Source organism: Novosphingobium sp. FSW06-99, assembly GCF_001519065.1.
Taxonomy (GTDB): domain Bacteria; phylum Pseudomonadota; class Alphaproteobacteria; order Sphingomonadales; family Sphingomonadaceae; genus Novosphingobium.
The window spans coordinates 290,341-313,743 of the sequence record NZ_KQ954251.1 but is presented as its reverse complement, the minus strand read 5'-3'; the positions used below and the strand labels follow the sequence as shown (position 1 = coordinate 313,743).

23 protein-coding genes and 2 tRNA genes are annotated in these 23,403 nt (G+C 64.3%); 9 read left to right on the top strand and 16 right to left on the bottom strand.

Going from position 1 to position 23,403, the window contains the following annotated elements:
- Window positions 1–4 precede the first annotated feature (4 nt).
- From AQZ49_RS01370 to dusB, 4 genes are all read right to left on the bottom strand, one after another.
- Window positions 5–2,281: a sensor histidine kinase gene (locus tag AQZ49_RS01370; protein ID WP_082701247.1), complete on the bottom strand. Its 2,277-nt coding sequence runs from the start codon at window positions 2,279–2,281 to the stop codon at window positions 5–7.
- Window positions 2,282–2,366: 85 nt separating this feature from the next.
- On the bottom strand, window positions 2,367–3,800 hold the full coding sequence (locus tag AQZ49_RS01365) for a sigma-54-dependent transcriptional regulator (RefSeq protein ID WP_067611707.1): 1,434 nt from the start codon (window positions 3,798–3,800) through the stop codon (window positions 2,367–2,369).
- Complete coding sequence (locus tag AQZ49_RS01360) at window positions 3,797–4,936, bottom strand: two-component system sensor histidine kinase NtrB (RefSeq protein ID WP_067611704.1); 1,140 nt, start codon at window positions 4,934–4,936, stop codon at window positions 3,797–3,799. The genes AQZ49_RS01365 and AQZ49_RS01360 overlap by 4 nt, the downstream gene beginning before the upstream one ends.
- Window positions 4,933–5,961 carry a tRNA dihydrouridine synthase DusB gene (gene dusB / locus AQZ49_RS01355; protein WP_067611701.1) on the bottom strand — a complete coding sequence of 343 codons (1,029 nt, stop codon included), beginning with the start codon at window positions 5,959–5,961 and terminating at the stop codon, window positions 4,933–4,935. The genes AQZ49_RS01360 and dusB overlap by 4 nt, the downstream gene beginning before the upstream one ends.
- Before the next feature lie 82 nt (window positions 5,962–6,043).
- Between dusB and AQZ49_RS01350 the strand changes: the two genes are divergently transcribed.
- From AQZ49_RS01350 to AQZ49_RS01340, 3 genes are read left to right on the top strand one after another with little or no spacing between them, the layout of a single operon-like run.
- Window positions 6,044–7,213, top strand: coding sequence for a bifunctional 2-C-methyl-D-erythritol 4-phosphate cytidylyltransferase/2-C-methyl-D-erythritol 2,4-cyclodiphosphate synthase (locus AQZ49_RS01350; RefSeq protein ID WP_067611697.1), 1,170 nt, complete (start codon window positions 6,044–6,046; stop codon window positions 7,211–7,213).
- Window positions 7,210–7,812, top strand: a complete 603-nt coding sequence (locus tag AQZ49_RS01345; RefSeq protein WP_067611694.1) for a hypothetical protein — start codon at window positions 7,210–7,212, stop codon at window positions 7,810–7,812. The genes AQZ49_RS01350 and AQZ49_RS01345 overlap by 4 nt, the downstream gene beginning before the upstream one ends.
- A 14-nt stretch (window positions 7,813–7,826) precedes the next feature.
- Window positions 7,827–8,351: a CinA family protein gene (locus AQZ49_RS01340; RefSeq protein WP_067611690.1), complete on the top strand. Its 525-nt coding sequence runs from the start codon at window positions 7,827–7,829 to the stop codon at window positions 8,349–8,351.
- Here AQZ49_RS01340 and AQZ49_RS01335 read toward each other — a convergent pair.
- Together AQZ49_RS01335 and lipA are read right to left on the bottom strand one after the other, a co-directional pair.
- On the bottom strand, window positions 8,291–8,773 hold the full coding sequence (locus AQZ49_RS01335) for a type II toxin-antitoxin system RatA family toxin (protein ID WP_067611687.1): 483 nt from the start codon (window positions 8,771–8,773) through the stop codon (window positions 8,291–8,293). The two genes, AQZ49_RS01340 and AQZ49_RS01335, sit on opposite strands and share 61 nt — an antisense overlap.
- Window position 8,774: 1 nt before the next feature.
- Window positions 8,775–9,740 carry a lipoyl synthase gene (gene lipA, locus AQZ49_RS01330; RefSeq protein ID WP_067611684.1) on the bottom strand — a complete coding sequence of 322 codons (966 nt, stop codon included), beginning with the start codon at window positions 9,738–9,740 and terminating at the stop codon, window positions 8,775–8,777.
- Between the two features lie 110 nt (window positions 9,741–9,850).
- On the opposite strand from lipA, the gene AQZ49_RS01325 reads away from it, so the two are divergent.
- Complete coding sequence (locus AQZ49_RS01325) at window positions 9,851–10,504, top strand: carbonic anhydrase (RefSeq protein ID WP_067611681.1); 654 nt, start codon at window positions 9,851–9,853, stop codon at window positions 10,502–10,504.
- Window positions 10,505–10,544: 40 nt separating this feature from the next.
- Here the strand turns inward: AQZ49_RS01325 and AQZ49_RS01320 are convergent, their stop codons facing one another.
- Window positions 10,545–11,864: a hypothetical protein gene (locus tag AQZ49_RS01320; protein ID WP_067611678.1), complete on the bottom strand. Its 1,320-nt coding sequence runs from the start codon at window positions 11,862–11,864 to the stop codon at window positions 10,545–10,547.
- 340 nt (window positions 11,865–12,204) lie between these two features.
- Between AQZ49_RS01320 and gyrA the strand changes: the two genes are divergently transcribed.
- Together gyrA and AQZ49_RS01310 are read left to right on the top strand one after the other, a co-directional pair.
- Window positions 12,205–14,937, top strand: a complete 2,733-nt coding sequence (gene gyrA / locus AQZ49_RS01315; RefSeq protein ID WP_067611675.1) for a DNA gyrase subunit A — start codon at window positions 12,205–12,207, stop codon at window positions 14,935–14,937.
- Window positions 14,934–15,302 (top strand): DUF952 domain-containing protein, encoded by a 369-nt coding sequence (locus tag AQZ49_RS01310; protein ID WP_067611672.1) that lies wholly within the window; start codon window positions 14,934–14,936, stop codon window positions 15,300–15,302. Before gyrA ends, AQZ49_RS01310 begins: the two co-directional genes overlap by 4 nt.
- Here the strand turns inward: AQZ49_RS01310 and AQZ49_RS01305 are convergent.
- Entirely contained in the window at window positions 15,221–15,913 is a 693-nt protein-coding gene (locus tag AQZ49_RS01305; protein WP_231738580.1) for a lysoplasmalogenase family protein, read from the bottom strand. The genes AQZ49_RS01310 and AQZ49_RS01305 overlap by 82 nt on opposite strands.
- 65 nt (window positions 15,914–15,978) lie before the next feature.
- Here AQZ49_RS01305 and trmFO point away from each other — a divergent pair, with 65 nt between their 5' ends.
- On the top strand, window positions 15,979–17,289 hold the full coding sequence (trmFO, locus tag AQZ49_RS01300) for a methylenetetrahydrofolate--tRNA-(uracil(54)-C(5))-methyltransferase (FADH(2)-oxidizing) TrmFO (protein ID WP_067611669.1): 1,311 nt from the start codon (window positions 15,979–15,981) through the stop codon (window positions 17,287–17,289).
- Window positions 17,290–17,293: 4 nt separating this feature from the next.
- Here the strand turns inward: trmFO and AQZ49_RS01295 are convergent, their stop codons facing one another.
- From AQZ49_RS01295 to AQZ49_RS01265, 7 genes are all read right to left on the bottom strand, one after another.
- Window positions 17,294–17,767 carry an EF-hand domain-containing protein gene (locus AQZ49_RS01295; protein ID WP_067611666.1) on the bottom strand — a complete coding sequence of 158 codons (474 nt, stop codon included), beginning with the start codon at window positions 17,765–17,767 and terminating at the stop codon, window positions 17,294–17,296.
- Window positions 17,768–17,842: 75 nt separating this feature from the next.
- Window positions 17,843–18,358: a hypothetical protein gene (locus AQZ49_RS01290; protein WP_231738578.1), complete on the bottom strand. Its 516-nt coding sequence runs from the start codon at window positions 18,356–18,358 to the stop codon at window positions 17,843–17,845.
- A 37-nt stretch (window positions 18,359–18,395) separates the two neighbouring features.
- A complete protein-coding gene (locus AQZ49_RS01285; RefSeq protein ID WP_067611663.1) occupies window positions 18,396–19,745 on the bottom strand; it encodes a pyruvate dehydrogenase complex E1 component subunit beta in 1,350 nt (449 codons plus the stop codon).
- Between the two features lies 1 nt (window position 19,746).
- Window positions 19,747–20,877: a pyruvate dehydrogenase (acetyl-transferring) E1 component subunit alpha gene (gene pdhA, locus AQZ49_RS01280; protein WP_067611660.1), complete on the bottom strand. Its 1,131-nt coding sequence runs from the start codon at window positions 20,875–20,877 to the stop codon at window positions 19,747–19,749.
- A 265-nt stretch (window positions 20,878–21,142) separates the two neighbouring features.
- A tRNA-Arg gene (locus AQZ49_RS01275) sits at window positions 21,143–21,219 on the bottom strand.
- Between the two features lie 71 nt (window positions 21,220–21,290).
- Window positions 21,291–21,367 (bottom strand) — tRNA-Arg (locus AQZ49_RS01270).
- 61 nt (window positions 21,368–21,428) lie between these two features.
- Window positions 21,429–21,869, bottom strand: a complete 441-nt coding sequence (locus AQZ49_RS01265; RefSeq protein WP_067611657.1) for a (deoxy)nucleoside triphosphate pyrophosphohydrolase — start codon at window positions 21,867–21,869, stop codon at window positions 21,429–21,431.
- Between the two features lie 89 nt (window positions 21,870–21,958).
- On the opposite strand from AQZ49_RS01265, the gene AQZ49_RS01260 reads away from it, so the two are divergent.
- Together AQZ49_RS01260 and AQZ49_RS01255 are read left to right on the top strand one after the other, a co-directional pair.
- Window positions 21,959–22,141 (top strand): Flp family type IVb pilin, encoded by a 183-nt coding sequence (locus tag AQZ49_RS01260; RefSeq protein ID WP_067611654.1) that lies wholly within the window; start codon window positions 21,959–21,961, stop codon window positions 22,139–22,141.
- Window positions 22,142–22,249: 108 nt separating this feature from the next.
- Window positions 22,250–22,492 (top strand): Flp family type IVb pilin, encoded by a 243-nt coding sequence (locus AQZ49_RS01255; protein ID WP_231738575.1) that lies wholly within the window; start codon window positions 22,250–22,252, stop codon window positions 22,490–22,492.
- Here the strand turns inward: AQZ49_RS01255 and AQZ49_RS01250 are convergent.
- The gene (locus AQZ49_RS01250) at window positions 22,436–23,392 is read right to left on the bottom strand and encodes an acetyl-CoA carboxylase carboxyltransferase subunit alpha (protein WP_067611651.1); all 957 of its coding nucleotides are present in this window, start codon (window positions 23,390–23,392) and stop codon (window positions 22,436–22,438) included. The two genes, AQZ49_RS01255 and AQZ49_RS01250, sit on opposite strands and share 57 nt — an antisense overlap.
- Window positions 23,393–23,403 lie beyond the last annotated feature (11 nt).

Here is a 23,403-nt window from a genome sequence, read left to right as displayed (position 1 = left end):
TCCTTCAACGCGTCGGTTCGGATGCGGGGGCCGTGTGGGCCAGGCGGTTCGGTTCGGCGGATTCGGCGGATGACATCACCGGTGCGCGCGCAAACCGCATGGTCATGCGCGTGCCGCCACCCGGTTCGGGGGCAAAGGTCATTTCCCCGCCGTGCTCCTCGACAATCTTGTTGACGATGGCGAGGCCAAGACCGGTGCCTTTTTCCCGTGTGGTGACATAGGGTTCGAGGATGCGGTCGCGTTCGGCGGGCAAGCCGATGCCGTTGTCGACCACGTGGATGGTAATTGCCTCGCCATCGGCGATCAGGTGCACGGCGATCCGCCCCTTGTAATCGATATCCTCGTTGCGCGCGCGCGCCTCGACTGCCTCGACCGCGTTTTTCAGGACATTGGTCATTGCCTGGCCAAACTGATGACGATCGGCCTCGAACGGTTCGTTGGTCGGCCCCTCGAACGTGAAGGCAATGCGGGTATGCGCGATTTCCTGCAGAAAAATCGCCTGGCGCACCAGTTCACCCGCGTCCTCGGGGCGAAACACCGGCTTTGGCAGGCGCGCGAACGACGAGAATTCATCGACCATCTTGCGCAAGTCACCCACCTGCCGGATGATTGTGGCGGTCAATTCCTCGAACAGTTCGGGATCGGTGGTGATCTGGCGCAGATAGCGGCGCTTCAGCCGCTCGGTGGCGAGCTGGATCGGTGTCAGCGGGTTCTTGATTTCGTGCGCGATGCGGCGCGCGACATCGGACCATGCCGCGCGACGCTGGTCGACCAGTTGCCGGGTGATGTCTTCGAACGTCACCACATAGCCATTGGGATCGGCCGCGACTTTCACCGCCAGGGTCAACAGATCGCCCGCCTTTGCATAGTGCACGATCCCGCTCGGATCGCCCGATTGCACGAGCTGGTGCAGTTGCGGGGCAAACGTGGCGAGCGGGGTGCCGGTGACATCGCTGGCGCCGTCGCCCAGCAGTTTCTGCGCCGAACTGTTGATCAGCCTGATGTTGCCGTCGCGGTCGATTGAAACGATCCCGGCCGTGATCGATTCGATAACCGCCTCGATAAATGCGCGGCGCACATCGAGCTGGGCATTGGCGTTCACCAGCGCCTGGGTCTGGGTTTCCAGTTGCGCAGTCATACGGTTGAACGCGCGCGCCAGCATGCCGACTTCGTCGGCGCCCCGCCCCGATTGCACGCGCATCGCAAAATTGCCGCTGCCGACCTTGCGCGCGGCGGATACCAGTTCGATCAATGGAGCAACTTGCCGATCGGCAATGCGCAGCGCGGCCCACACCGCCAGCATGACCAGCGCCAGTGATATCACCAGTAGCGCCAGATTGAACCGCACCTGCAGTGCGCGCGCGCGCCGGGTGAGCATGTCATAGGCGGCCACCACGGATTCGGCCCGCTTCCACTGGCTGAACGCCAGCGGGTCGGAATTGCGCGCGGTATAGAGATAGATCCCGCGCGCCGGATCGATGGTGGTGACCGCCTCGATCTTGGCCGCCGACGCGTTGACGACAACTTGTTCGCCGCGCGCCAGTCGTTGCACTTCGTCATTGGTCACGCGCTGACGCTGATCGTTGCGGTTGGGATCGACAATCGCGTCTGTGCGCAAAGTGCCGTCTTCGCCACGTTCGACGATCGCGGATTCATCCAGCTTGCGCGTGATCACCTGCCAGGCATAGCCCTCGCGGAAATCCTGGCTCGTGATCGGCGACTGGCCCAGATACGTGCGGATATCGCCCGCCATGGCGATGCTTTCCTTGCCCACGTCGCGCAATTTGTCGTCATAATAGCCTTTGGCCAGGCTGTTGGCGTTTTCCAGCATGCCGCGCGAATTGTCGGAAAACCAGAATTCCACCCCCTGCTGGAACAACAGCGAGGCAAAGATCGCCACCAGCAGTGTCGGCACAGCCGCGATCAGCGAAAACAGCCAGACCAGCCGCACATGCAGGCGGCCATTGCTGGCCAGCGCATCGCGCGCCGCGCGGGCCAGGGCGATGCGCCGTCCGAACAGCACGATCAGCGCCAGCGCGGGCACCAGCGTGCCGATCAGCAAAGTCGACGTCAGCTTGGCCGGCAGCAGTTGATCGCCCGGCGTATGCTGCGGGTTCAGTTTGTACCAACTGAGCGTGACCATCATCACCAGCGCAATCGCGCAGGCGGTCTCGACCAACAGGAAAACGTTTGCACGACGCAGGATTACCAACAGGCGCCGCCACCACCGCGGCAGGCGTCGGGCCCGCTGGGGCGAGTGACCTGCTGATTGATCGACCATAGTTGCCGTTTAACAACACCCCTGTTGCCCGAATGCAAGGGAATTTACGCAGATTTCGCGCAAATGCACGATGGGCCGAGCGCAATCAGGCCCGAATGGTGGCATCTTCGGGATGAATGCCCAGATCCGACAGCCGTTTGCGCAGCGTATTGCGGTTGATGCCCAGAATCTGTGCGGCACGCAGTTGGTTGCCACCAGTCTGGCCGAGCAGGTACAGGAACAGCGGTCGTTCGAACGCCGCCAGCGCCTCGTCATAGATCCGCCCCGGCGCCGGGTTGTTGTCGGTCAGCCATTGTTCGAGCGCCGCGCCAATGTCGGCCCTTGGCGGCGGCCCCTCAACCGTGCGCAAGGCCCCGCCCGGCCCACTGGCCAGCATCGGTTCGATCGCGCTGACATCGATCGCTTCATCGCGCGCCATCAGCGCCAGGCGATAGATCAGGTTGCGCAATTCGCGCACATTGCCCCGCCAGGGCTGGCGCGCCAGCAACGCGGCCCCCGCCGGGGTCAATTGCCGACGTGGCAGGCCTTCGCTGGCCGCGGCGGCGAGGAAATGGCGCGACAGGGCCTCGATATCTTCGGCGCGGTCGCGCAAGGGGGGCAATTCGATTGGCACGACGGCCAGGCGATAATAGAGATCCTCGCGAAACAGGCCGGCCGCGATCATCGGCAGAAGATCGCGGTTGGTGGCGGCAATGATCCGGCAATCGAGGCGGATTTCCTCGGCCCCACCAACCCGGCGGATGCGTCCCGATTGCAACGCGCGCAGCAGCCGCGTCTGGGCCTCGATCGGCATGTCGCCGATTTCGTCAAGAAACAGCGTACCGCCTGCAGCCTGTTCGAACTTGCCGACATGGCGCGCGATCGCCCCGGTAAAGGCGCCTTTTTCGTGGCCGAACAGTTCGCTTTCGATCAGGTCGTGGGGGATTGCGGCGGCGTTGACGGCAACGAACGGCCCGCTGCCGCGATTGCCCAACTGGTGGATCGCTTCGGCCACCAGTTCCTTGCCAGTGCCGGATTCGCCCAGGATCAGCACCGTCAGATCGTTGCGCAATACGCGCGTGATCATGCGATAGACCGCCTGCATCGGTGCGCTGCGCCCGACCAGCGGCAGGCCCTGCGGCACCATATCGGCGGGTTCATCGCGGTCGCCGGTGCTGGCCTGATCGATGCCCTGATGGACCGCCGCAACCAGTTCATCGAGGTCAAACGGTTTGGGGAAATATTCGAACGCGCCGGTGTCGCTGGCGCGTACGGCAGTGTCGAGCGTGTTCTGCGCCGACAGGATGATCACCGGCATTTGCGCAAACCGTGCGTGCACCGCCGCCAGAGTCTCGATGCCATCACCGTCGGTAAGCACGACATCGGTAAGCATCAGCGCATAGCTGCGCTGTTCGAGCAGGCGGTCACGCCCGGCCACCGAATCGGTGCGCGCCACTGCAAACCCTTCGGCCTCGAGCGCGGCGGTGATCACCGTGGCGATCGATTCGTCGTCTTCGACCAGCAGAATTGTGCGGGTCATGTGCGCGCCCCCTGTGGTACCGATCCGGCCACCGGCAGGTGTAACCGGAAATGCGTAAGGCCCTTGGCCTCATCACGGTCGTGCGTCACCCGCCCGTTCATTTCGCGCACCAGTTTCTGCACCAGTGCCAGCCCCAACCCCTGCCCGCTTTTCTTGTTTGACACAAACGGCTCGAAAATATGATCGCGCAACGCCGGTGGCACGCCCGGCCCATTGTCGCTGACGCGCAGTTCGATCGGCAGGCGCAAGGCCTTGCCCCCCGCCCCGACATGCACCTGAATCCCGCTGGCGAATCGCGTGCGCACGATGATCCTTGGCTTTTCAAGTGCTTCACAGGCATCCCTGGCATTGGCCAGCAAGTTCAGCAGCACCTGGACAAGCGCATCAGGGTTGGCAGTGACGGTCGGCAGACTGGGGTCGAATTCCTCTTCGACCACAAACCGCCCGGCCCGACCGGCGGCGTGCCCGGCGGCCAGGATGGCCTGCGCATGGCGGGCCGCCTCATGCAGATTGCATTCGGTCGCCGGTTCGATGCTGCGGCGGCTGAGCGATTGCATCTGATCGATCAGCTTGGCGATTCGATCGACTTCGGTGGTGATCAACCCGGTCAGCGCGCGATCGGCATCGCTGATCCGCCGGTCGAGCAATTGCGCCGCGCCGCGAATCCCCGCCAGCGGGTTCTTGATCTCGTGCGCCAGCACGTCGGGTGCGCGCAGGGCCACCCCCGCATCGTCGCCGGCGCCGGCCATGCCCATGGTCAATGCCTCGACCCCGACTGGTTCGTGCAGCACCAAAATCTGCCAGCCGGGGTAATGCAGCACGGGCGCGGTCACCACATCGATCGGCCGTGCAGGCTGTTCAAAAATGCGCACCAGCGCGCCGGGCGCCACCAGATGCGCCTCGCGGTCGGCCAGACGTTCGAGAATCAGTGGCTCTTCAAACACGAACACATCGTGGACAACCCGTCCGAGCAACCGGCTGGCGCCCTGCCCGACCAGTTGTTCCGCCGCCGGATTGACCGAGGCGATGGTCAGATCGGGCGCCAGCAGGACAAAGCCCTGCGGCAGGCTGGCGATCAGCCGTTTGGGGTCCGGTCGACCGGTCTCGCCGCGCCGCCAGTCGAACGGATTGTTCACGCAGCCGCCCGCCGCTGCGCCGCCGGATCGAACCGCGCATAGAATTCCGCCAGGCTGGCCAGCACTGCACGATGGTCATCGATGAAATTGACGGTGTTGCGAAACTCCGCCGAACCATGCAGCCCCTTGGTGTACCAGCCCAGGTGCTTGCGCGCCATGTTGACCCCGGTTACATTGCCGTAGATTTCGAGCATGTCGTGATAATGCTCTACAATTACTTGATATTGTTCGCCAATGGTGGGGTCTTCCAGCAAGTCGCCAGTGGCCAGCCAATGCATCACCTGGCCCAGCAGCCACGGGCGGCCATAGGCCCCGCGCCCGATCATCACGCCATCGGCGCCGCTTTGTGCAATCGCGGTGGCAACATCCTCGACCGAACAGATATCGCCGTTGACGATGACCGGAATATCGACCGCGTCCTTGACCCGGCGAACAAACGCCCAGTCTGCCGACCCCTTGTACATCTGGTTGCGCGTACGCCCGTGGACAGTGATCATCCGCGCGCCCAGATCCTGGGCAATCCGCGCCAGTTCGGGCGCGTTCAGGCTGTCGTGGCACCAGCCCATGCGCATCTTTACCGTCACCGGCACCGACACCGCCTTGACCGTTGCCTCGATCAATGCCGCCGCCAGCGGCACATCGCGCATCAGCGCCGATCCGGCATCGCCGTTGACCACCTTGCGCACCGGGCAGCCCATGTTGATATCGATGATCGCCGCGCCGCGATCTTCCGACAGTTTGGCCGCCTCGGCCATCTGCGCGGGTTCACACCCGACCAGTTGCATCGACACCGGTTCCTCGATCGGGTCCCACGCCGCCTTTTGAATCGACTGGCGCGTTTCGCGGATCGCCGCGGGGCTGGCGATCATCTCGGTGACATTGAGCCCCGACCCATAGCGGCGCACCACGCGGCGAAACGGCAGATCCGACACCCCCGTCATCGGCGCCAGCACGACCGGGCAATCGATCCGCACGGGGCCGACGGCAATGGGGCCAAGAACAGGAGGTTTGGGTACAATGCTCATTTGTGTATCGCTCGATGCCTAAAAAACAGGCAGGGGTTAGCCAATTGTCGGGACGCGGGCAAGTTTGTAAGGGCCATGCCTGATGATTGATCCCGCACCTGTACCGCCGGCCCCGTTTGCCGCTGTTGTCGTTGCCGCCGGAAAAGGGCTGCGCGCGGGCGGCACCGTGCCCAAACAGTTTGCCCCGTGGCGCGGCCTGCCGCTGGTGCGCCACAGTGTCGAACGCCTGATCGCCGCCGGTGCGGCGCCAGTGGTGGTGGCCATCCCCGCCGATTGCCGGGCCGAGGCTGAAACGGCGCTGGCGGGCCTTGGTCCGCTGGTGCTGGTGCCGGGCGGCGTGACTCGGCAGGGGTCAGTCTGTGCCGCGCTCGATCATCTGGCCGCGCAGGGCGGAATCGATCGCGTGCTGATCCACGATGCCGCGCGACCCGACCTGCCGCTCGCGGTGATTGCCGCGCTGGTCCATGCGCTCGATACGGTGCCCGGCGCGATCCCCGTGCTGCCGGTGGTCGACAGCGTGGTGCGCGGTGCCGAGGGCCTGCGCGTGGCCGCCGTGGCACGCGACGGGCTCTATCGCGTGCAGACCCCGCAGGCGTTCCGCTTTGCCCCCATTCTGGCCGCCCACCACGCCTGGGCCCAGGCGCACGAAGCCACCGACGATGCCTCTGTGGCCGAAGCGGCGGGGCTTGCCATCGCGCTCGTTTCGGGCGACGAGCGGCTGCGCAAAGTGACGTTCGCCAGCGATTTCAAGGATGAAGCTATGATCTGCCGCACCGGAACGGGATTCGATGTGCATCGCCTTGCCGATGGCGAAGAGCTGTGGCTGTGCGGCGTGAAGATCGACCATCCGCAGGGGTTGGCCGGGCACAGCGACGCCGATGTCGCGATCCACGCGCTCGTCGATGCCTTGCTCGGCGCGATTGCGGCGGGCGATATCGGGGATCATTTTCCGCCCAGTGACCCGCAGTGGAAAGGCGCCGCCTCCGACCGGTTTCTTGCCCATGCGATGGCACTGGTGCGCGCATCGGGCCATGCCCTGGCCAATGTCGATGTGACGATCATCTGTGAAGCCCCGCGCATCGGCCCGCACAAACTGACGATGCGCGAACGGCTGGCCGCGATCATGGACGTTCCGCTCGATCTGGTCAGCGTCAAGGCAACCACCACCGAGCGACTGGGGCTGACCGGTCGGGGTGAAGGCATTGCCGCGCAAGCCGTCGCCACCGTCATGCGTGCGCAGGAGGTTGCATGATCGTCACCCGCAAAAGTCTGGCGGCGACACTGGCACTGATCGCGCTGACATCGGCAACCGGCGCGCGCGCCGCGCAGGATGCGTGCCTGACACCGTCGGATCTCGACGCGGTGTTCGCTTATGCCCTGCCCACGGTGATCGATTCGGCCGCGCAGGCCTGCCGCCCGGTGCTGGCGCCCGACGGATATCTGGCGAGCCAGGGCGCGGACATGGCCGCACGTTATCGCATGGGCCAGGCTGCGGCCTGGCCGCTGGCCAAAGCTGCGGTGCTGAAAGTCGGCGTCGGGGCGTTCGGCGGCAAGGGCGCCGGGGGGCTGGGCAAATTTGCGTCGATGTTGCCTGATGGGGCGCTGCAGGGTTTTGCCTCGGGCTTTGTCAGCCAGTTCGTGATACAAGCGGTGCATCCGGGTGATTGCCGGGATATCGAATTCGCCTTGCGCATGATCGCGCCCTTGCCGCCGGAAAATGCCGCCGGGCTGATCACGCTTGTGGTCGAACGGCTGGAACACCATCATGCCGAAACCGGCCAGACCGGTCACCGTCTGACATTGCCGTTGTGCCCGGTACACCCCGTTGCCCCGCCGCCAGCAGACCATTGAAGGATCGCGTTGCCATGGATAGCCTGCTTCCCGCCGATCTGGTCGGCTTGGCCGCGCGTGTCATCGCCGCCAACGCGGCGATCGGCCGCACCGTGGCCGTGGCCGAAAGCTGCACCGGCGGCCTGGTCGCCGCCGCACTGACCGAAATCGCCGGCAGTTCGGCGGTGGTCGATCGCGGCTTTGTAACATATTCGAACGCCGCCAAGATCGAGATGCTGGGCGTACCCGAAGATCTGATCGATACGTTCGGCGCGGTATCGGTGGCAGTGGCCTGGTCGATGGCGCAAGGCGCGCTGGCGCATTCGTCCGCCGATGTCGCGGTGGCGATTACCGGGATTGCCGGACCCGATGGTGGATCGGCACAGAAACCGGTGGGCACCGTGATCTTTGCAGTGGCCCGGCGCGGGCAGGACATGGAAGATGCCGAGGCGGAAATGAAGCTGTTTACCGGCGCCCTCAGCCGCGCTGAAGTGCGGCGTCAGGCCGCGCTGGTCGCGCTCGAACTGCTGTTGCCGGCGCCAGACCCTTCCGCACCGTAAAGCTTGGCAGCGCGCGTTTCGAACGCGCCGACCATCTTGCGAAAGGCGCGGTCGAGGTATTGCCCGGCCAGCTTTTCGAACAAGGCATTGCGAAAGCTGAAGTCGCACACAAAATCGATGCGGCACCCGCCGTCTTCGCCGGGCGAGAAATGCCACACGTTCGACAGGCTTTTCATCGGCCCGTCGAGGTATTCCACGGTGATCGCGCCCGGGCGGTGCTTGTGCACTTTGCTGGTGAACTTTTCGCGCAAGGCGCTGAACCCCACCAGCATGTCGGCGACCATCTGTTCGCCATCGTCTGACCGGATGCGCGTGCCGACCACCCAGGGCAGGAATTCGCCATAGCGCTTCACGTCCGCCACCAGATCGAACATCTGTTCGGGCGACCACGGCAACAGGCGCGTTTCGGCGATATGCGCCATCTCAGCGCGCCGCTTTGGCCAGTTGCGCCTCGCGCGCGGCACGCATCTGCGCAAAATCGTCGCCCGCGTGATAGCTTGACCGAGTCAGCGGGCTGGCCGCGACTTGCAGAAAGCCTTTGGCCCGCGCGATCGCGCCATAGGCGGAAAACGCCTTGGGATTGACGAATTCGATCACTTTGGTGTGCTTGGGCGTGGGCTGCAGATATTGCCCCATGGTCAGGAAGTCGATCCCCGCCGAACGCATGTCGTCCATCACCTGGTGCACTTCGAGCCGCGCCTCGCCCAGCCCGAGCATGATGCCCGATTTGGTGAACACGCGCGGGTCCTGGCGCTTGACTTCCTCCAGCAGGCGCAAGGACGCGTAATAGCGCGCGCCGGGCCGGATGGTCGGATAGAGCCGGGGCACGGTTTCCAGATTGTGGTTATAGACATCGGGCCCGGCGGCAACGATCGCTTCGACCGCGGCCGCCATCTTGCCCCGGAAATCGGGGGTGAGAATTTCGATCGTGGTGTTGGGCGTCATTTCGCGCAGGGCGCGGATCACCTTGACGAACTGCCCCGCCCCGCCATCGGGCAGATCGTCGCGATCGACCGAAGTGATCACGATATGCTCCAGCCCCAGCTTGGCCGCCGCCTCGGCAACATGGCCCGGTTCGGTGGCATCGACCGCGCGCGGCATGCCGGTTTTGACGTTGCAGAACGCACAGGCGCGCGTGCACACATCGCCCAGGATCATCACCGTGGCGTGCTTCTTGGTCCAGCATTCGCCGATATTGGGGCACGCGGCCTCTTCACACACGGTGTTGAGCTTCAGGTCGCGCATCAGTTGCCGCGTTTCGCCATAGCCCTTGCTGGTCGGCGCCTTGACGCGAATCCAGTCCGGTTTGCGCTGGCGGGCGGGCGCGGCCCCGGCCTCCGCTGAAGACGGTTCGACAGACAGGGCGGGCGCGGTGGAAAGTTCGCTCATGGCAAGCCAGATAGGCGTTTGGCGCGAGAAATTCCACCCCTCTCGGGACACTTGCACCCGCAGGCGCTTGGCGTCATGGGAACCGCGAAGTGGATGAGGGAGAATATTCCATGCCAGATTCGCCATCCCCCGAACTCGATCATCTGATCGCGGGCTATCGCCGTTTTCGTGAACAGGGCTGGACGCCAAAGCTCGAACGCTGGCGCGAACTGGGTGAAGGTCAGCATCCCAAAGTGATGATCATCGCCTGTTCCGACAGCCGGGTCGATCCGGCGCAGATCTTCGACACCGATCCGGGTGAAATGTTCGTGGTCCGCAATGTCGCCGCGATGGTCCCGCCGTTCGAAACCGCACCGGGGTTGCACGGTGTGTCGGCCGCGCTGGAATTTGCGGTACAAGTGCTCAAGGTCCGCGAAATTGTCGTGCTGGGCCATGGCATGTGCGGCGGCTGTCAGGCCGCGCTGTCGCAAAATCTGCAGGGCAGCGAGCCGGGCCATGGCGGGTTTATCGCCAACTGGATCGCGTTGCTTGATGAGGCGCGCGGGCCGGTTGTCGCGCAATATGGCACCACCGGGCGCGAGGCAGAGCGCGCGATGGAACACGCCGGGGTGCGCACCAGTCTGGCCAATCTGCGCACATTCCCCTGCGTGGCGCAAAAGGAAGAACGCGGATCGTTGCGGCTGACCGGGGCGTTTTTCGCGATCAGCGACGGCGTGCTGCACGTGATGGACGAAACGACCGGCGCGTTCGCACCGGTCGTCTGATCAGAGATTTGCCTCCCCGCGCTGCGGGGAGGCAAATGGCTTACTTGCCGGCGGCTTTCTGGTCGGCATAGACCGTCCACAACTGGGCAATCGGCACGCGCACTCCGCCAACTTTGGCCAGCGTCGCCTTGGCATCGGCATATTTGCCTTCTTCGACCTGGGCCATCCCGAGACGGGTCAGCGCACGGTCCTTGTCGGCATCGATGCCGCCCTTGCTCAGCGCCAGCGTGTAAAGTTCGTCGGCCTTCGCCGCATCGCCATACGACAGGAAGGTGTCAGCGGCAGCCAGCGCCACTTTGCCCGTCGGCGCCGCAGCGGCATCCTTGGCCAGACCGGGCAGCGAGGCCTTGTCGGCGGCAACGCGCGGACGGGCCTGTGCCAGCGCATCCTTGACGAAAGTGTCTTCGGCCTTGAGCGCGCCGGTGGCGATGCCCTGCTCGGCAATCCGCACCGCTTCGCCGGGATAGCGGCGGGGATCGATCAACTGGACATAGGCGACAAACTTGCGGTCGGTATATTTGGGTTCGAGCTTGAGCGAACCGGTCGCTTCCATCAGGCGATAGACGTCGAGTTCTTCCTGGCTGGTGAAGTTGGTCTGGTTGAACAGCACCAGCTCGGTCGCGCTCAGCCAGTTGAGCGGGGTCGGGCTGGCCTGAACCAGCAACAGGCCCCATTCGACCGATTCGGCCGGCAGCTTCGCGTTATAGGCGATCAGCTTGCCACGGTTGTACCAATCGTCGGGAATGGCGACATTGGCCGCCTTGCGCGCGGCGATCGCGGATTTGAGCGAATCGAGGCCCTGCTTGGCCTGACCGGTCGAGGCATAGGCTTCGGCAACCATTTCCGGCACGACATCCTGCACCGCGGTGTTGGTGACCAGCGGGCCCAGAATCTTGATCGCGCCCGCCCAATCCTTGCTGGCATAGGCGGTCTGGCCCAGGATTGAGCTGACCAGGAGGACTTTGTCGGGCGGCAACTGGCCGCTGTCGAGCATGTTCTGCATACCCTTGGTCGTCACAGCCTGATCACCCGCCATGTTGCCCACGGCATAGAGCCACTGGCCATAGATGATGCGATCGAGCGGGGTTTTCACCGAGGCTTCCATCGTAGCAAGCTGCGGCAGCAGCGCGCTGGCCTTCGCCTTGAGGTCGTCGGGCGCCAGCTTGGCCTTTTGCGCGTCGAGATCCATCAGGGTCTTTTGAAAGGGCCCTGCGACTTTGCTGAATTCGGGCGAATTGGTCACCTTTGGCGGCGGCGCATCCTTGGCCATGACCGGCGACACGGCGACCAGCGATGCCCCGATGGCAAGCGCGACGGCGGCGACGGTGGACCGGCCGAATGAAGCAAAACTGACCCGCATTGTCCTAAATCTCCTGTTCGGACCCGGGACGCGCGATGCAAAGGACAATCGCCCTCGTCACCCCTCGCCCCCGTGTTTGTTCTGTCGCTCGTGTGGCGCGATTTGGGCCCGTTTGCAACGTCTTCCAATTGGCCCCGGCGCGCCGAACCGCAATTGCGCGCCGTTTCACCGCAATGGGCAGCGAAATGTGGAAAAACCGGGCCGAATGCGGCCACTCCGACTGGTCTTCCCCGGATCGAGGGTCTAGGGCCAAAGGCTTGATCAGACCGGGACGCGCGCCTTTGGGCCCGTAAAGACGCGCGAGCGCCCCGGACATTCCAGTAGCGAAAGCGCCGATACCGTGAGCGACGACAACACGCCGATCGATCCCACCAACCCCACGGGGGTTCCGGAATTTCAACGGATCGACATCGTCGATGAAATGAAGTCCAGCTATCTCGATTACGCGATGAGCGTGATCGTCAGCCGCGCGCTGCCCGATGTGCGCGACGGGCTGAAGCCGGTGCACCGGCGCATCTTGTGGACCAGCCACGAAAACGGTTTCACCGCGGGCAAGCCCTATCGCAAATCGGCGCGCATCGTCGGCGATTGCATGGGCAAATACCATCCGCACGGCGATTCCGCGATCTATGACGCGCTGGCGCGCATGACGCAGGATTGGTCGATGCGGCTGCCGCTGATCGACGGCCAGGGCAATTTCGGCTCGATGGACCCCGATCCGCCAGCCTCGATGCGCTATACCGAGGCGCGTCTGGCCAAAGTCGCCGATGCGCTGCTGGGTGATATCGAAAAAGACACGGTCGATTTCCAGCCCAACTATGACGGCGCGGAAAACGAGCCGCAAGTGCTGCCCGCACGCTTTCCCAATCTGCTGGTCAACGGCGCGGGCGGGATTGCGGTGGGCATGGCCACCAACATCCCGCCGCACAATCTGGGCGAAGTGATCGACGGCTGTTTCGCCTATATGGACAACCCGCTGATCAGCATCGACGAGCTGATCCGCATCATTCCGGGCCCCGATTTCCCCACCGCACCGCTGATCCTGGGCACGGCCGGCGCACGCAAGGCCTATACCGAAGGGCGCGGGTCAATCATCATGCGGGCCCGCCACGCCATCGAGGATGCGCGCGGGCGCCGCTCGATCGTGCTGACATCGATCCCCTATCAGGTTGGCAAATCCAACCTGGTCGAAAAGATCGCCGAAGCGGCCAAGGACAAGCGGATCGAAGGCGTTGCCGACATCCGCGATGAATCCAACCGCGAAGGCGTGCGCGTGGTGATCGACCTCAAGCGCGACGCCACGCCCGAAGTCGTGCTCAACCAGTTGTGGCGCAACACCCCGGCGCAGTCGAATTTCCCCGCCAACATGCTGGCCATTCGCGGCGGTCGGCCCGAAACGCTCAGCCTGAAGGATATCATCGAATGCTTCGTGCGCTTCCGCGAGGAAGTGATCACGCGGCGCACCAAGTTCGAACTGATGAAGGCGCGCGATCGCGCCCACATCCTGCTCGGGCTGGTGATCGCGGTTACCAATCTGGACGAAGTGGTGCGGATCATCCGCGGTTCGGCCAATCCCGGCATCGCGCGCGAGGCCTTGCTGACGCGCGAATGGCCGATCCAGGAAATCGCCTCTTACATCAAGCTGGTCGAGGCGATCGAGGACGACGAACTGGAAGACACGCTGACCTATCGGTTGTCGGAAACCCAGGTGCGCGCGATACTCGATCTGCGCCTGCACCGGCTTACCGCGCTGGGCCGCGATGAAATCGGCGGCGAGCTGGAAACGCTGGCCAAGGCAATTGCCGAATACCTGTCGATCCTGGCTGACCGCGAAAAGCTGTATGGCGTGATGCGCGACGAACTGATGGCGGTGCGCACGCAATTTGCCACGCCACGCCTGTCGGAAATCACCGCGCCTGCCGATGGCATCGAAGACGAAGACCTGATCGAGCGCGAAGACATGGTCGTGACGATCACGCTCGACGGCTATATCAAGCGCACCCCGCTTTCGACGTTCCGCGCGCAGAACCGGGGCGGCAAGGGCCGCTCGGGCATGGCCACCAAGGATGAAGACGCAGTCGGCACGATGTTCGTCGCCAGCACGCATACCCCCGTGCTGTTCTTCTCCACCGCGGGCAAAGTCTATCGTCTGAAAGTGTGGCGTCTGCCAGAAGGCGGCGCCGCCACGCGCGGCCGCCCGGTGGTCAACCTGTTGCCCGCGCTCGACCAGGGCGAAACCATCGCCGCCGTGCTCGCTCTGCCCGAGGACGAGGCCGAATGGGGCAAGCTGGACGTGATGTTCGCCACGGCGCTGGGCAATGTGCGGCGCAACGCGATGGACGCCTTTGCCAATATCCCGTCGAACGGCAAATATGCGATGCGGTTCGAAGAAGGCGATGAAGATCGCCTGATCGGTGTCGCGTTGTTGTCCGAAGGCGACGATGTGCTGCTGGCCAGTCGTCAGGGCAAGGCGATCCGTTTTGCCGCCGACGATGTGCGCGAATTCCAGAGCCGCACCTCGACCGGGGTGCGCGGCATGCTGCTGAAGGATGGCGACGAAGTGATTTCGCTGTCGATCCTGCACCGCACCAGCTTGCGCGATCAGGACGAACGCGACGAATATCTGCGCTTTGCCCCGTGGAAAGCCGAACGCGAGGGCGAACCTGGCATCGATCCGGCACGGTTTGCCGAATTGGCCGAGGGCGAACAGTTCATCCTGACGGTCTGTGCCAATGGCTATGGCAAATTGTCGTCGGCCTATGAATATCGCCGCACCGGGCGCGGTGGCCAGGGCATCACCAATATCGACAATATCGAACGCAACGGTCCGGTGGTTGCCAGCTTCCCCGCCGTGCAGGCCGACCAGTTGATGCTGGTGACCGATCAGGCCAAGCTTATCCGCCTGCCACTGACCACCTTGCGCGTGATCGGGCGCGGCAGCGCCGGGGTGCGGCTGTTCAACGTGTCCGACAGCGAACACGTGGTCAGCGCCGCGCGTCTCGACGAACCCGAGGAAGAGGAAACCACCGAAGCCACCGCCAGCGATGATGGCGTGGACACCGCGGGCGAATGAGCGCGCCGGACCACGCCGACGCGGCCGGGCGCGATCGGGTCGCCTACAAGATCCTGACTGCGCCGCAGTGGGCGCAATGGCAGGCTGCCGGGGTGTTCACCGGCGCGCCGGTCGATCTGACCGACGGCTATATCCACTTGTCGACGGCCGATCAGGTGACCGAAACCGCCAACAAGCACTTCGCCGGGCAAAGCGACCTGTTTGTGGTCGCGGTCGATCTGGTTGCGCTGGGCGATCTGGTGCGGTGGGAACCGTCACGCGGCGGTGCGCTGTTTCCCCATGTCTATGGCGCCCTGCCACTTTCGGTGGCGATCGCCACCCGTCCGCTGACACGCGATGCCCGCGACGCGGTGATCATCAACTGAGGGCGGTTGACCACGCCATCGACGATCAGCACCTGGCCGAAATAATACAGCGGCCAGACCAGCAATCCGGGAACGACGCTGCCTGCCAAGGGCCCGAGATGCGCAAACAACAGCAAGTCCGACACCGCGAACAGCACGGCGCCGGCTGCCACGCGGTCGCGGCGAAACCGGCTGATCCACGCGCCCACAGTCATCGCCGCCAGCCCGCAGGCATAGGCCAGCACCCCGGTCCGTTCGGGAAGCAACAGCGCGGTCAACGCCGGAATGCCGATCAGCAACGCGGCCCCGACCGGCGCATCGACCCAGCGCAGGCGGCGACGGTTGGTGACATAGAACCAGCAGGCAAAACAGTGCCCGCACAGGAATGCCAGCGCCCCGATCTCCAGGTCGATCTCGATCAGCACATCGCCGAGCGCGCCGAACACCATCACCATTGCTATCGGCCGGCTGACGCTGTTGGCGCGTTCGAACGCGAACACCGCCAACGCAGCGACCGCACAGCCCTTCACCGCCATATGCCACGGCCCATCGGGGATCAGCCAACCCAGCAGCCAGAACCCGATCCCGAATGCCAGACTGACGACCAGCCACCGATATTTGCGTGCACCCATCGTCCTGCCCCCCAAAGCCCCGGCCCATCTTGCCGATTCGTTCCCCCGGTGCCAAGGCCTTAACTATGCAACATCAGGTACACATTATCGGCGGCGGAATGGCCGGCACCGAGGCAGCATGGCAACTGGCGCGGCGCGGCATTCGCGTGCGTCTGTCCGAAATGCGCGGCAGCGGCGACACCACGCCCGCACATCAGGGCATCGGCCTTGCCGAACTGGTCTGTTCAAATTCATTCCGGTCGGATGACGATACCGCCAACGCGGTGGGTTTGCTGCATCATGACATGCGCCGCTGCGACAGCGTGATAATGGCCGCCGCCGCACAGGCGCAAGTGCCTGCCGGATCGGCGCTGGCGGTCGATCGCGACGTGTTTTCCGCCACTGTCGAGGCAATGCTGGCCAGCCTGCCCAATTTGACCGTGGTGCGCGAACGCATCGACGCGATCCCGCCCGAAGGCCATGTCATCATTGCCACCGGGCCGCTGACCGCGCCCGCGCTGGCGGGGGCGATCGGTGCAGCCACCGGCGCCGACGCGCTGGCCTTTTTCGACGCGATTGCGCCGATCGTGCATCACGACAGCATCGATATGGACGTGTGCTGGAAAGCCTCGCGCTGGGACAAGGGCGAGGCCGACTACATCAACTGCCCGATGACCGAAGAACAATACCGCGCGTTTCACCAGGGCCTGCTCGACGGCGAAAAGACCGAATTTCGCGAATGGGAAGCCAACACCCCCTATTTCGAGGGCTGCATGCCGATCGAGGTGATGGCGGCGCGCGGGCTGGATACCTTGCGGTTTGGCCCGATGAAGCCGGTCGGGCTCGACAATCCGCGCACCGGGCGCTGGCCCCATGCCGTGGTGCAATTGCGCCAGGACAACAAGCTGGGCACATTGTGGAACATTGTCGGGTTTCAGACCAAGCTGAAGCATGCCGAACAAGTCCGCCTGTTCCGTACCATTCCGGGACTCGAACGCGCAGAATTTGCCCGGCTCGGCGGACTGCATCGCAACACCTTCATCCAGTCGCCGCGCGTGCTCGACCATCAGTTGCGACTGCTGCGCGATCCACGCCTGCGCTTTGCCGGACAGATCACCGGGTGCGAAGGCTATGTCGAAAGCGCGGCGATCGGCCTGCTGGCAGGGCTGATGACAGCCGCCGAACTGGCTGGCCAGGACTGGGCCCCGCCCCCGCGCACGACCGCGCTGGGTGCACTGCTGGCGCATGTCACGGGCGATGCCGAAGTCGAAACCTATCAGCCGATGAACGTCAATTTCGGCCTGTTTCCGCCACTCGGCCCCGATGTGAAGAAAAAGCAGCGCAAAGAGGCCTATACCTCGCGCGGCAAGGCCGACCTGACGGCGTGGCTGGGGTAGCGCGCTATTTGCACTGACATTTGGGCGCCTTGGGCTTGGCGCGGGTGGTCGCGAAATCTGCGCGCGTCAGATAACCCTTGCCGTCTTTGTCGGCGGCCTTGAACTTGTTGATCGTGCGCACCGCCCATTCGTCGAACGTCAGCAGATTGTTGCCATCCACATCCAGCTTGCGGAATTCGCGTGCGCGCGGGGCCAGCATTTCGGGCAGACTGATCTTGCCGTCGCGATTGCGATCGAGCCGGTCAAACCGTTTCTGCTCCTTCGTTTCCTCGGGCACTTCGGGCAAGTCGGCGCCGATCGCATCGCCCGCGTCGGTTTCGGGCAGATCGTCGGCCGCGCTGTCGCTGGCTTGTGGCGCGGCCGGTTGCAGTTGCGGCACCGGCGGCGCATTGTCGGTGGCGGCGCGCCCCTGCCACCAGAACACCCCCGCCGCCACGAGCAGCAGTGCACCAAGCGCGCCAAGGATCACCCTGTTCATCGCCCGCGAGGGTAGGCTCGCAGTACCGGCCTGACGAGGCGGAGATCATGCCGATTTGGCGTGACCAGCCCGCGCTCAGGCGCCGAACCAGCCCTTGCGAATGGCCCCGAGCATGACCCGCCAGGGCGGCTGATCCGTTCCGTTTTCAAAGTGTTGCAGCAGCACCAGCGGGCGCAGCGCGCGCGGCAGCGTGGTCTGGACCGCGCGGCCTTCCGCCCAATCGGTGGCGGCGGCGATCACCGCCGGGCTATCGCCCAGACCTGCCATCCGCGCCAGCGCCATGATCGCACCCGCGCGCGCACGATCGAGCGCAACGCCGCCATCTTCGCCCACCACTTGCGCTTCCCACCCGTCGACCAACGCGGTCAACGCCGGACGCTCGCTGTCCCACACGCCAAGCGTGGCCAGCAGCGGTTCTCCGCGCGGCCATTTGGCGGCAGGTTCGGCCAGGCGATCGCGCCACCACGCCAGTCGCAACTGGATCATGATGGCATCGCGCCCCGCTCGCGCCGCATCGGCCAGGCGATGGTCTAGCGCCAGCAGCCCGGTCCACGCGGGGCGCAGCCGGGCCGGGGCATAGGCTATCGCCAACCGCTCGGGCGGCGACAGCCATTCCTGCGCAACCGGATCAGCGATAGCACACCTTGCGCACCGCCGCGGCGATCCGCTCTGCGTCGATCAGCGCCAGCTTTTCCAGATTGGCCGCGTAAGGCAGCGGCACGTCTTCGTCGCACACGCGCAGCACAGGAGCGTCGAGATAGTCGAAGCCTTCTTCCATCGCGATGGCGATGATTTCCGACGCGATCGAACAGACCGGAAAACCTTCCTCGGCCACAACCATGCGATTGGTGCGCGACAGGCTTTCCAGCACGGTTGCCTTGTCGAGCGGACGCAGCGTGCGCAGATCGATCACTTCGGCATCGATCCCTTCGGCGGCCAGCGTCGCGGCGGCTTCGAGCGCCAGGCCGACCCCGATCGAATAAGTCACGATGGTCACGTCCTTGCCGGGACGTACGATCCGCGCCTTGCCGATCGGCAGCACGAAATCATCGACTTGCGGCACGTCGAAGCTGCGCCCGTAGACCAGTTCGTTTTCCAGGAACACCACCGGATCGTCGCTGCGGATCGCCGCCTTGAGCAGGCCCTTGGCGTCGGCGGCATCATAAGGCGCGATCACCACCAGACCGGGGACCGCGGCATACCACGGGCCATAGTTCTGGCTGTGCTGTGCCCCCACGCGCGCGGCGGCGCCGTTAGGACCGCGAAACACGATCGGACACCGCATCTGGCCGCCCGACATATAGTTCGTCTTGGCCGCCGAGTTGATGATGTGGTCGATCGCCTGCATGGCAAAGTTGAACGTCATGAATTCGACCACCGGGCGCAGACCGCCCATCGCCGCGCCCGTGCCGATCCCGGCAAAGCCATATTCGGTGATCGGCGTGTCGATCACGCGGCGCGGTCCGAATTCTTCGAGCAGGCCCTGGGTCACTTTGTAGGCGCCCTGGTATTCGGCGACTTCTTCGCCCATCACGAACACGCGATCGTCAGCGCGCATTTCTTCGGCCATGGCGTCGCGCAAGGCTTCGCGCACCGTGGTGGCAACCAGCGCGGTTCCGGCGGGCACTTCGGGCTCGGTCGGGCGCACCGTTGCCACCGGTGCAGCAACCGGCGTGGCAGCGACAGGCGCGGGAGCCGGAGCGGCAACCGGCTGCGGCGCGGGGGCGGCGTCTTCGCCCTCGCCTTGCAGGGTGGCGATGATCGTGCCGACTTTAACCCCTTCGGTTCCTTCGGCAACCAGCAGCGCACCAATCACGCCTTCGTCGACGGCTTCGAATTCCATCGTCGCCTTGTCTGTTTCAATCTCGGCCAGAATGTCGCCGGATTTCACTTCGTCGCCGGGCTTGACCAGCCACTTGGCCAGGGTGCCTTCCTCCATGGTCGGGGAAAGCGCGGGCATTTTCAGATCGATCGCCATCTCAGTAAGTTCCCACCAGCACATCGGTGTAAAGCTCGGCATGGGCCGGCTCGGGCGAATTTTCGGCAAAGTCGGCAGCTTCGGCCACGGTCTGCCGGATCTTCTTGTCGATATCCTTCAGCGCATCTTCGCTGACACCGCGTTTCAGCAGTTCCAGCTTGGCCGCTTCGATCGGATCGTGCTTTTCGCGCATTTCCTGCACTTCTTCACGGCTGCGGTATTTGGCCGGGTCAGACATCGAATGGCCGCGATAGCGATAGGTGTTCAGTTCCATCAGCACCGGGCCATTGCCCGCGCGGACGAAATCGAGCGCCACTTCGGTGGCCTGGCGCACTTCGAGCACGTCCATCCCGTTGACATCCATGCCGGGGATGCGGAACCCCGTGCCGCGCCGATAGAAATGCGTTTCGGCCGACCCGCGCTTGACCGCGGTGCCCATGGCATAACCGTTGTTTTCGACCACAAACACGATCGGCAGCTTCCACAGCGCGGCCATGTTGAACGTCTCGTAGACCTGGCCCTGGTTGGCCGCGCCATCACCGAAATAGGCGACGCACACGCCGCCATCGTCGCGATACTTGTGCCCGAACGCCAAGCCGGCGCCCAGCGGCACTTGCGCGCCGACGATGCCGTGCCCGCCAAAGAATTTGTGCTCGGTCGAGAACATGTGCATCGACCCGCCCTTGCCGTGCGAGATGCCCGCCTGGCGCCCGGTCAGTTCGGCCATGATCACGCGCGGATCGATGCCATAGGCCAGCATGTGGCCATGGTCGCGATAGCCGGTGATCACGCTGTCGTGCCCGGCGTTCAGGGCCGACTGCACACCGACTGCAACCGCTTCCTGACCGATGTAAAGATGGCAGAACCCGCCAATCAACCCGAGCCCGTAAAGCTGCCCCGCGCGTTCCTCGAACCGGCGGATCAGCACCATCTGCTCATAGAAATGCAGCAGTTCGGCATCGCTGGCGTCATAGCGGCGGTTGTTGGCATGGGCCTGTTGCAGGCTGCGCAGCGCAAACACCGCCTCTTCTTCGCCGGCGATCGTATCGGTTTCGATGATCGCGGGCGTGGCAGGGGTAGACGTGGCGGGTTTCGCGGCTCTGGGTGCACGCGGCCGGGCGGGTTTGGCCAAGGTGGGGAGTCCCTTTCTTCTGGCAGCCTCTGGTCGTGCGCGCGATTGTCGCGGGCATCGGACCACTGCCCTGCTCTATAAGGCGAAGCATCGGGCGCGCGCAACGTGCAACGCATGCCCTGCGGGGCCAATGGATAGCTATTCCCTGATTTAACCAAACTAACCAAACGTCATAATCGAATTGGCGATAAGCTGAGGCTCAGCGCATTTTCGGCAGGCAAAGCCGCAATGCAGCACAGCGCGATCTCCTGCGCCGGCATGGCAATGGTGCGCCCGGAACGATTCGAACGTCCGACCCTCAGATTCGTAGTCTGATGCTCTATCCAGCTGAGCTACGGGCGCATGGCCATTGCCCCGACCATCAAGGTCGGATCCCCCGCATATTACCCGGCACCAATCTTGGTGCGGGGTAATGGTGCGCCCGGAACGATTCGAACGTCCGACCCTCAGATTCGTAGTCTGATGCTCTATCCAGCTGAGCTACGGGCGCCGGGGAGACGCGCACTTAGGGGCGCGTGCAGAGCTTGGCAAGAGGTTTTCGAACCTGATTGCTAGACTTGTGCAAAACTGTGCAGCAGTTGCGCCAGAGGCACGTCGAGGGGCGGCATCGGCACGCCGGCAAGGTCTCCGGGATCGTACCACTGGCACCGTGCCCCTTCCTGGCTGACCGGCTGTCCTTGCCATGTGCGGCAACCATAGAGCAGCAAAACCACCGGCCTGGCCCCTGCATGCCCCTCGCTCGCCGCGAAGCCCAGCGGGACAAGTGCCTGTGGGTCCACGACAATAGCCAATTCCTCGATCAGTTCGCGCACCAGCGCAGTGGCCGGGCCCTCACCGGGCTCCAGCTTGCCGCCGGGGAATTCCCACAGCCCGCCATGCTGGCGCGACAGCGGGCGTTGCTGCATCAGCACGCGGCCTGCGCGATCAACCAGCGCCGCCGCGACGACGAGCAGTGCCGGGGCATCGACACGGTCAATAGGGGTTTGTGGCATGTGCGGGTATGTCCGGAATGCGAAGCCTAACGTTTTGTTAGGCGCGTTGCCCTAGTCTAATCTCGGGCTGTTATAATGGGAAATCGCGGGTGCAAAAGTACTGCCAAAGGCTGCTGCACGACCGCACGGGGGCAACCGCGATCGAATATGGCATGATCATCGGCCTGATCGCTGCCGCTGTCGTGTTTGGCCTAAGCGATTTTTCGAACCAGCTGGTCAACACCTATCTGATCGTCAACACCTTTACGAGCGATGCCCAGGGCAGTCACTAGCGCATCGCCAAACACCGAAACACTAAGACTAATTTAGGGGCTATGGGCGTAACAGCGTGTGGTTCGGGAACGTCGGAGCCATGATCGGCCCCGACAAGGGAGACGGCAATGAAGCTGCTGCGTGCATTGATGGCCGACCGCCAGGCGGCCACCGCCGTCGAATATGGCCTGCTCGCGGCGCCGGTGTCGGTCGCGGCGCTGACCGCGATCGGCCGATGCCCTGTCGAACACGTTTGTCGCGGTGGCCAACGATATGAGCAACGCGTCGGACGGATCGCTGTAACCCGTCGCGGATCAGGCGCCGATCCGCAGGAACCGTTCTTCGCGCATCGTCCGCAACGCCTGCGGTGACTGCCCCGCCAGCGCATCCAGCTCTTCGCCAATCGCCTGACCCAGTGCAATCGCCATCGTGCCGGGATTGCGGTGCGCGCCACCGATCGGTTCGGCAATGATGCGGTCGATCACGCCCAGTTGCAGCAAGTCCTGCGCGGTCACTTTCATCGCCTCGGCCGCATCGGCAGCCTTTTCAGAGGTGCGCCACAGGATCGAGGCACACCCTTCGGGCGAAATCACCGAATAGACTGCATGTTCCAGCATCAGCACGCGTTCGGCGCTGGCCAGCGCCACCGCGCCGCCCGAACCGCCCTCGCCCACGATCGTCGCGACCATTGGCACACCCAGCGCGAGGCAGGCCTCGGTCGACCGCGCGATCGCCTCGGCCTGGCCGCGCTCTTCGGCCTCGACCCCCGGAAACGCACCCGATGTATCGACCAGCGTAACCACCGGCAGGCCAAACCGGCTGGCCATTTCCATCAGGCGCACCGCCTTGCGATACCCTTCGGGTTTGCCCATGCCGAAATTGTGGCGGATGCGGCTTTGCGTATCGTTGCCCTTTTCATGGCCGATCAGCATCACGCGCCGGTCGCCGAGCCGCGCCAGCCCGCCGACAATCGCCTGGTCTTCACCAAAGCAGCGATCGCCGCCCAGCGGCACAAAGTCGGCAAAGGCGCGCGCGACATAATCGCGAAAATGCGGCCGCGACGGATGGCGGGCGACTTGCGTCTTTTGCCACGGGCTGAGCGAACGGTAGGTCTGCGCCAGCAGTTCGGCCGACTTGGCCTCCAGCTTGCGCACTTCGGAGCCGATATCGAGATCACCGGCAAAGTCCGCGGCCTCTGCCGTGTCGCGCAATTCGGCGATGCGCGCATCGAGTGCGGCGATCGGCTTTTCGAATTCGAGATAGGAAATCATGCCGTCCGCGC

What these genes read in the sequence shown, in the direction of transcription:
- AQZ49_RS01285 (WP_067611663.1), bottom strand. Translation starts at nt 19,745, where the DNA reads ATGGCGATCGATCTGAAAATGCCCGCGCTTTCCCCGACCATGGAGGAA.
- AQZ49_RS01350 (WP_067611697.1), top strand. Translation starts at nt 6,044, where the DNA reads ATGATTGATCCCGCACCTGTACCGCCGGCCCCGTTTGCCGCTGTTGTC.
- AQZ49_RS01255 (WP_231738575.1), top strand. Translation starts at nt 22,250, where the DNA reads ATGAAGCTGCTGCGTGCATTGATGGCCGACCGCCAGGCGGCCACCGCC.
- AQZ49_RS01345 (WP_067611694.1), top strand. Translation starts at nt 7,210, where the DNA reads ATGATCGTCACCCGCAAAAGTCTGGCGGCGACACTGGCACTGATCGCG.
- AQZ49_RS01340 (WP_067611690.1), top strand. Translation starts at nt 7,827, where the DNA reads ATGGATAGCCTGCTTCCCGCCGATCTGGTCGGCTTGGCCGCGCGTGTC.
- trmFO (WP_067611669.1), top strand. Translation starts at nt 15,979, where the DNA reads ATGCAACATCAGGTACACATTATCGGCGGCGGAATGGCCGGCACCGAG.
- lipA (WP_067611684.1), bottom strand. Translation starts at nt 9,740, where the DNA reads ATGAGCGAACTTTCCACCGCGCCCGCCCTGTCTGTCGAACCGTCTTCA.
- AQZ49_RS01295 (WP_067611666.1), bottom strand. Translation starts at nt 17,767, where the DNA reads ATGAACAGGGTGATCCTTGGCGCGCTTGGTGCACTGCTGCTCGTGGCG.
- AQZ49_RS01250 (WP_067611651.1), bottom strand. Translation starts at nt 23,392, where the DNA reads ATGATTTCCTATCTCGAATTCGAAAAGCCGATCGCCGCACTCGATGCG.
- AQZ49_RS01265 (WP_067611657.1), bottom strand. Translation starts at nt 21,869, where the DNA reads ATGCCACAAACCCCTATTGACCGTGTCGATGCCCCGGCACTGCTCGTC.
- AQZ49_RS01310 (WP_067611672.1), top strand. Translation starts at nt 14,934, where the DNA reads ATGAGCGCGCCGGACCACGCCGACGCGGCCGGGCGCGATCGGGTCGCC.
- dusB (WP_067611701.1), bottom strand. Translation starts at nt 5,961, where the DNA reads ATGAGCATTGTACCCAAACCTCCTGTTCTTGGCCCCATTGCCGTCGGC.
- AQZ49_RS01335 (WP_067611687.1), bottom strand. Translation starts at nt 8,773, where the DNA reads ATGGCGCATATCGCCGAAACGCGCCTGTTGCCGTGGTCGCCCGAACAG.
- AQZ49_RS01365 (WP_067611707.1), bottom strand. Translation starts at nt 3,800, where the DNA reads ATGACCCGCACAATTCTGCTGGTCGAAGACGACGAATCGATCGCCACG.
- AQZ49_RS01305 (WP_231738580.1), bottom strand. Translation starts at nt 15,913, where the DNA reads ATGGGTGCACGCAAATATCGGTGGCTGGTCGTCAGTCTGGCATTCGGG.
- AQZ49_RS01370 (WP_082701247.1), bottom strand. Translation starts at nt 2,281, where the DNA reads ATGGTCGATCAATCAGCAGGTCACTCGCCCCAGCGGGCCCGACGCCTG.
- AQZ49_RS01325 (WP_067611681.1), top strand. Translation starts at nt 9,851, where the DNA reads ATGCCAGATTCGCCATCCCCCGAACTCGATCATCTGATCGCGGGCTAT.
- AQZ49_RS01320 (WP_067611678.1), bottom strand. Translation starts at nt 11,864, where the DNA reads ATGCGGGTCAGTTTTGCTTCATTCGGCCGGTCCACCGTCGCCGCCGTC.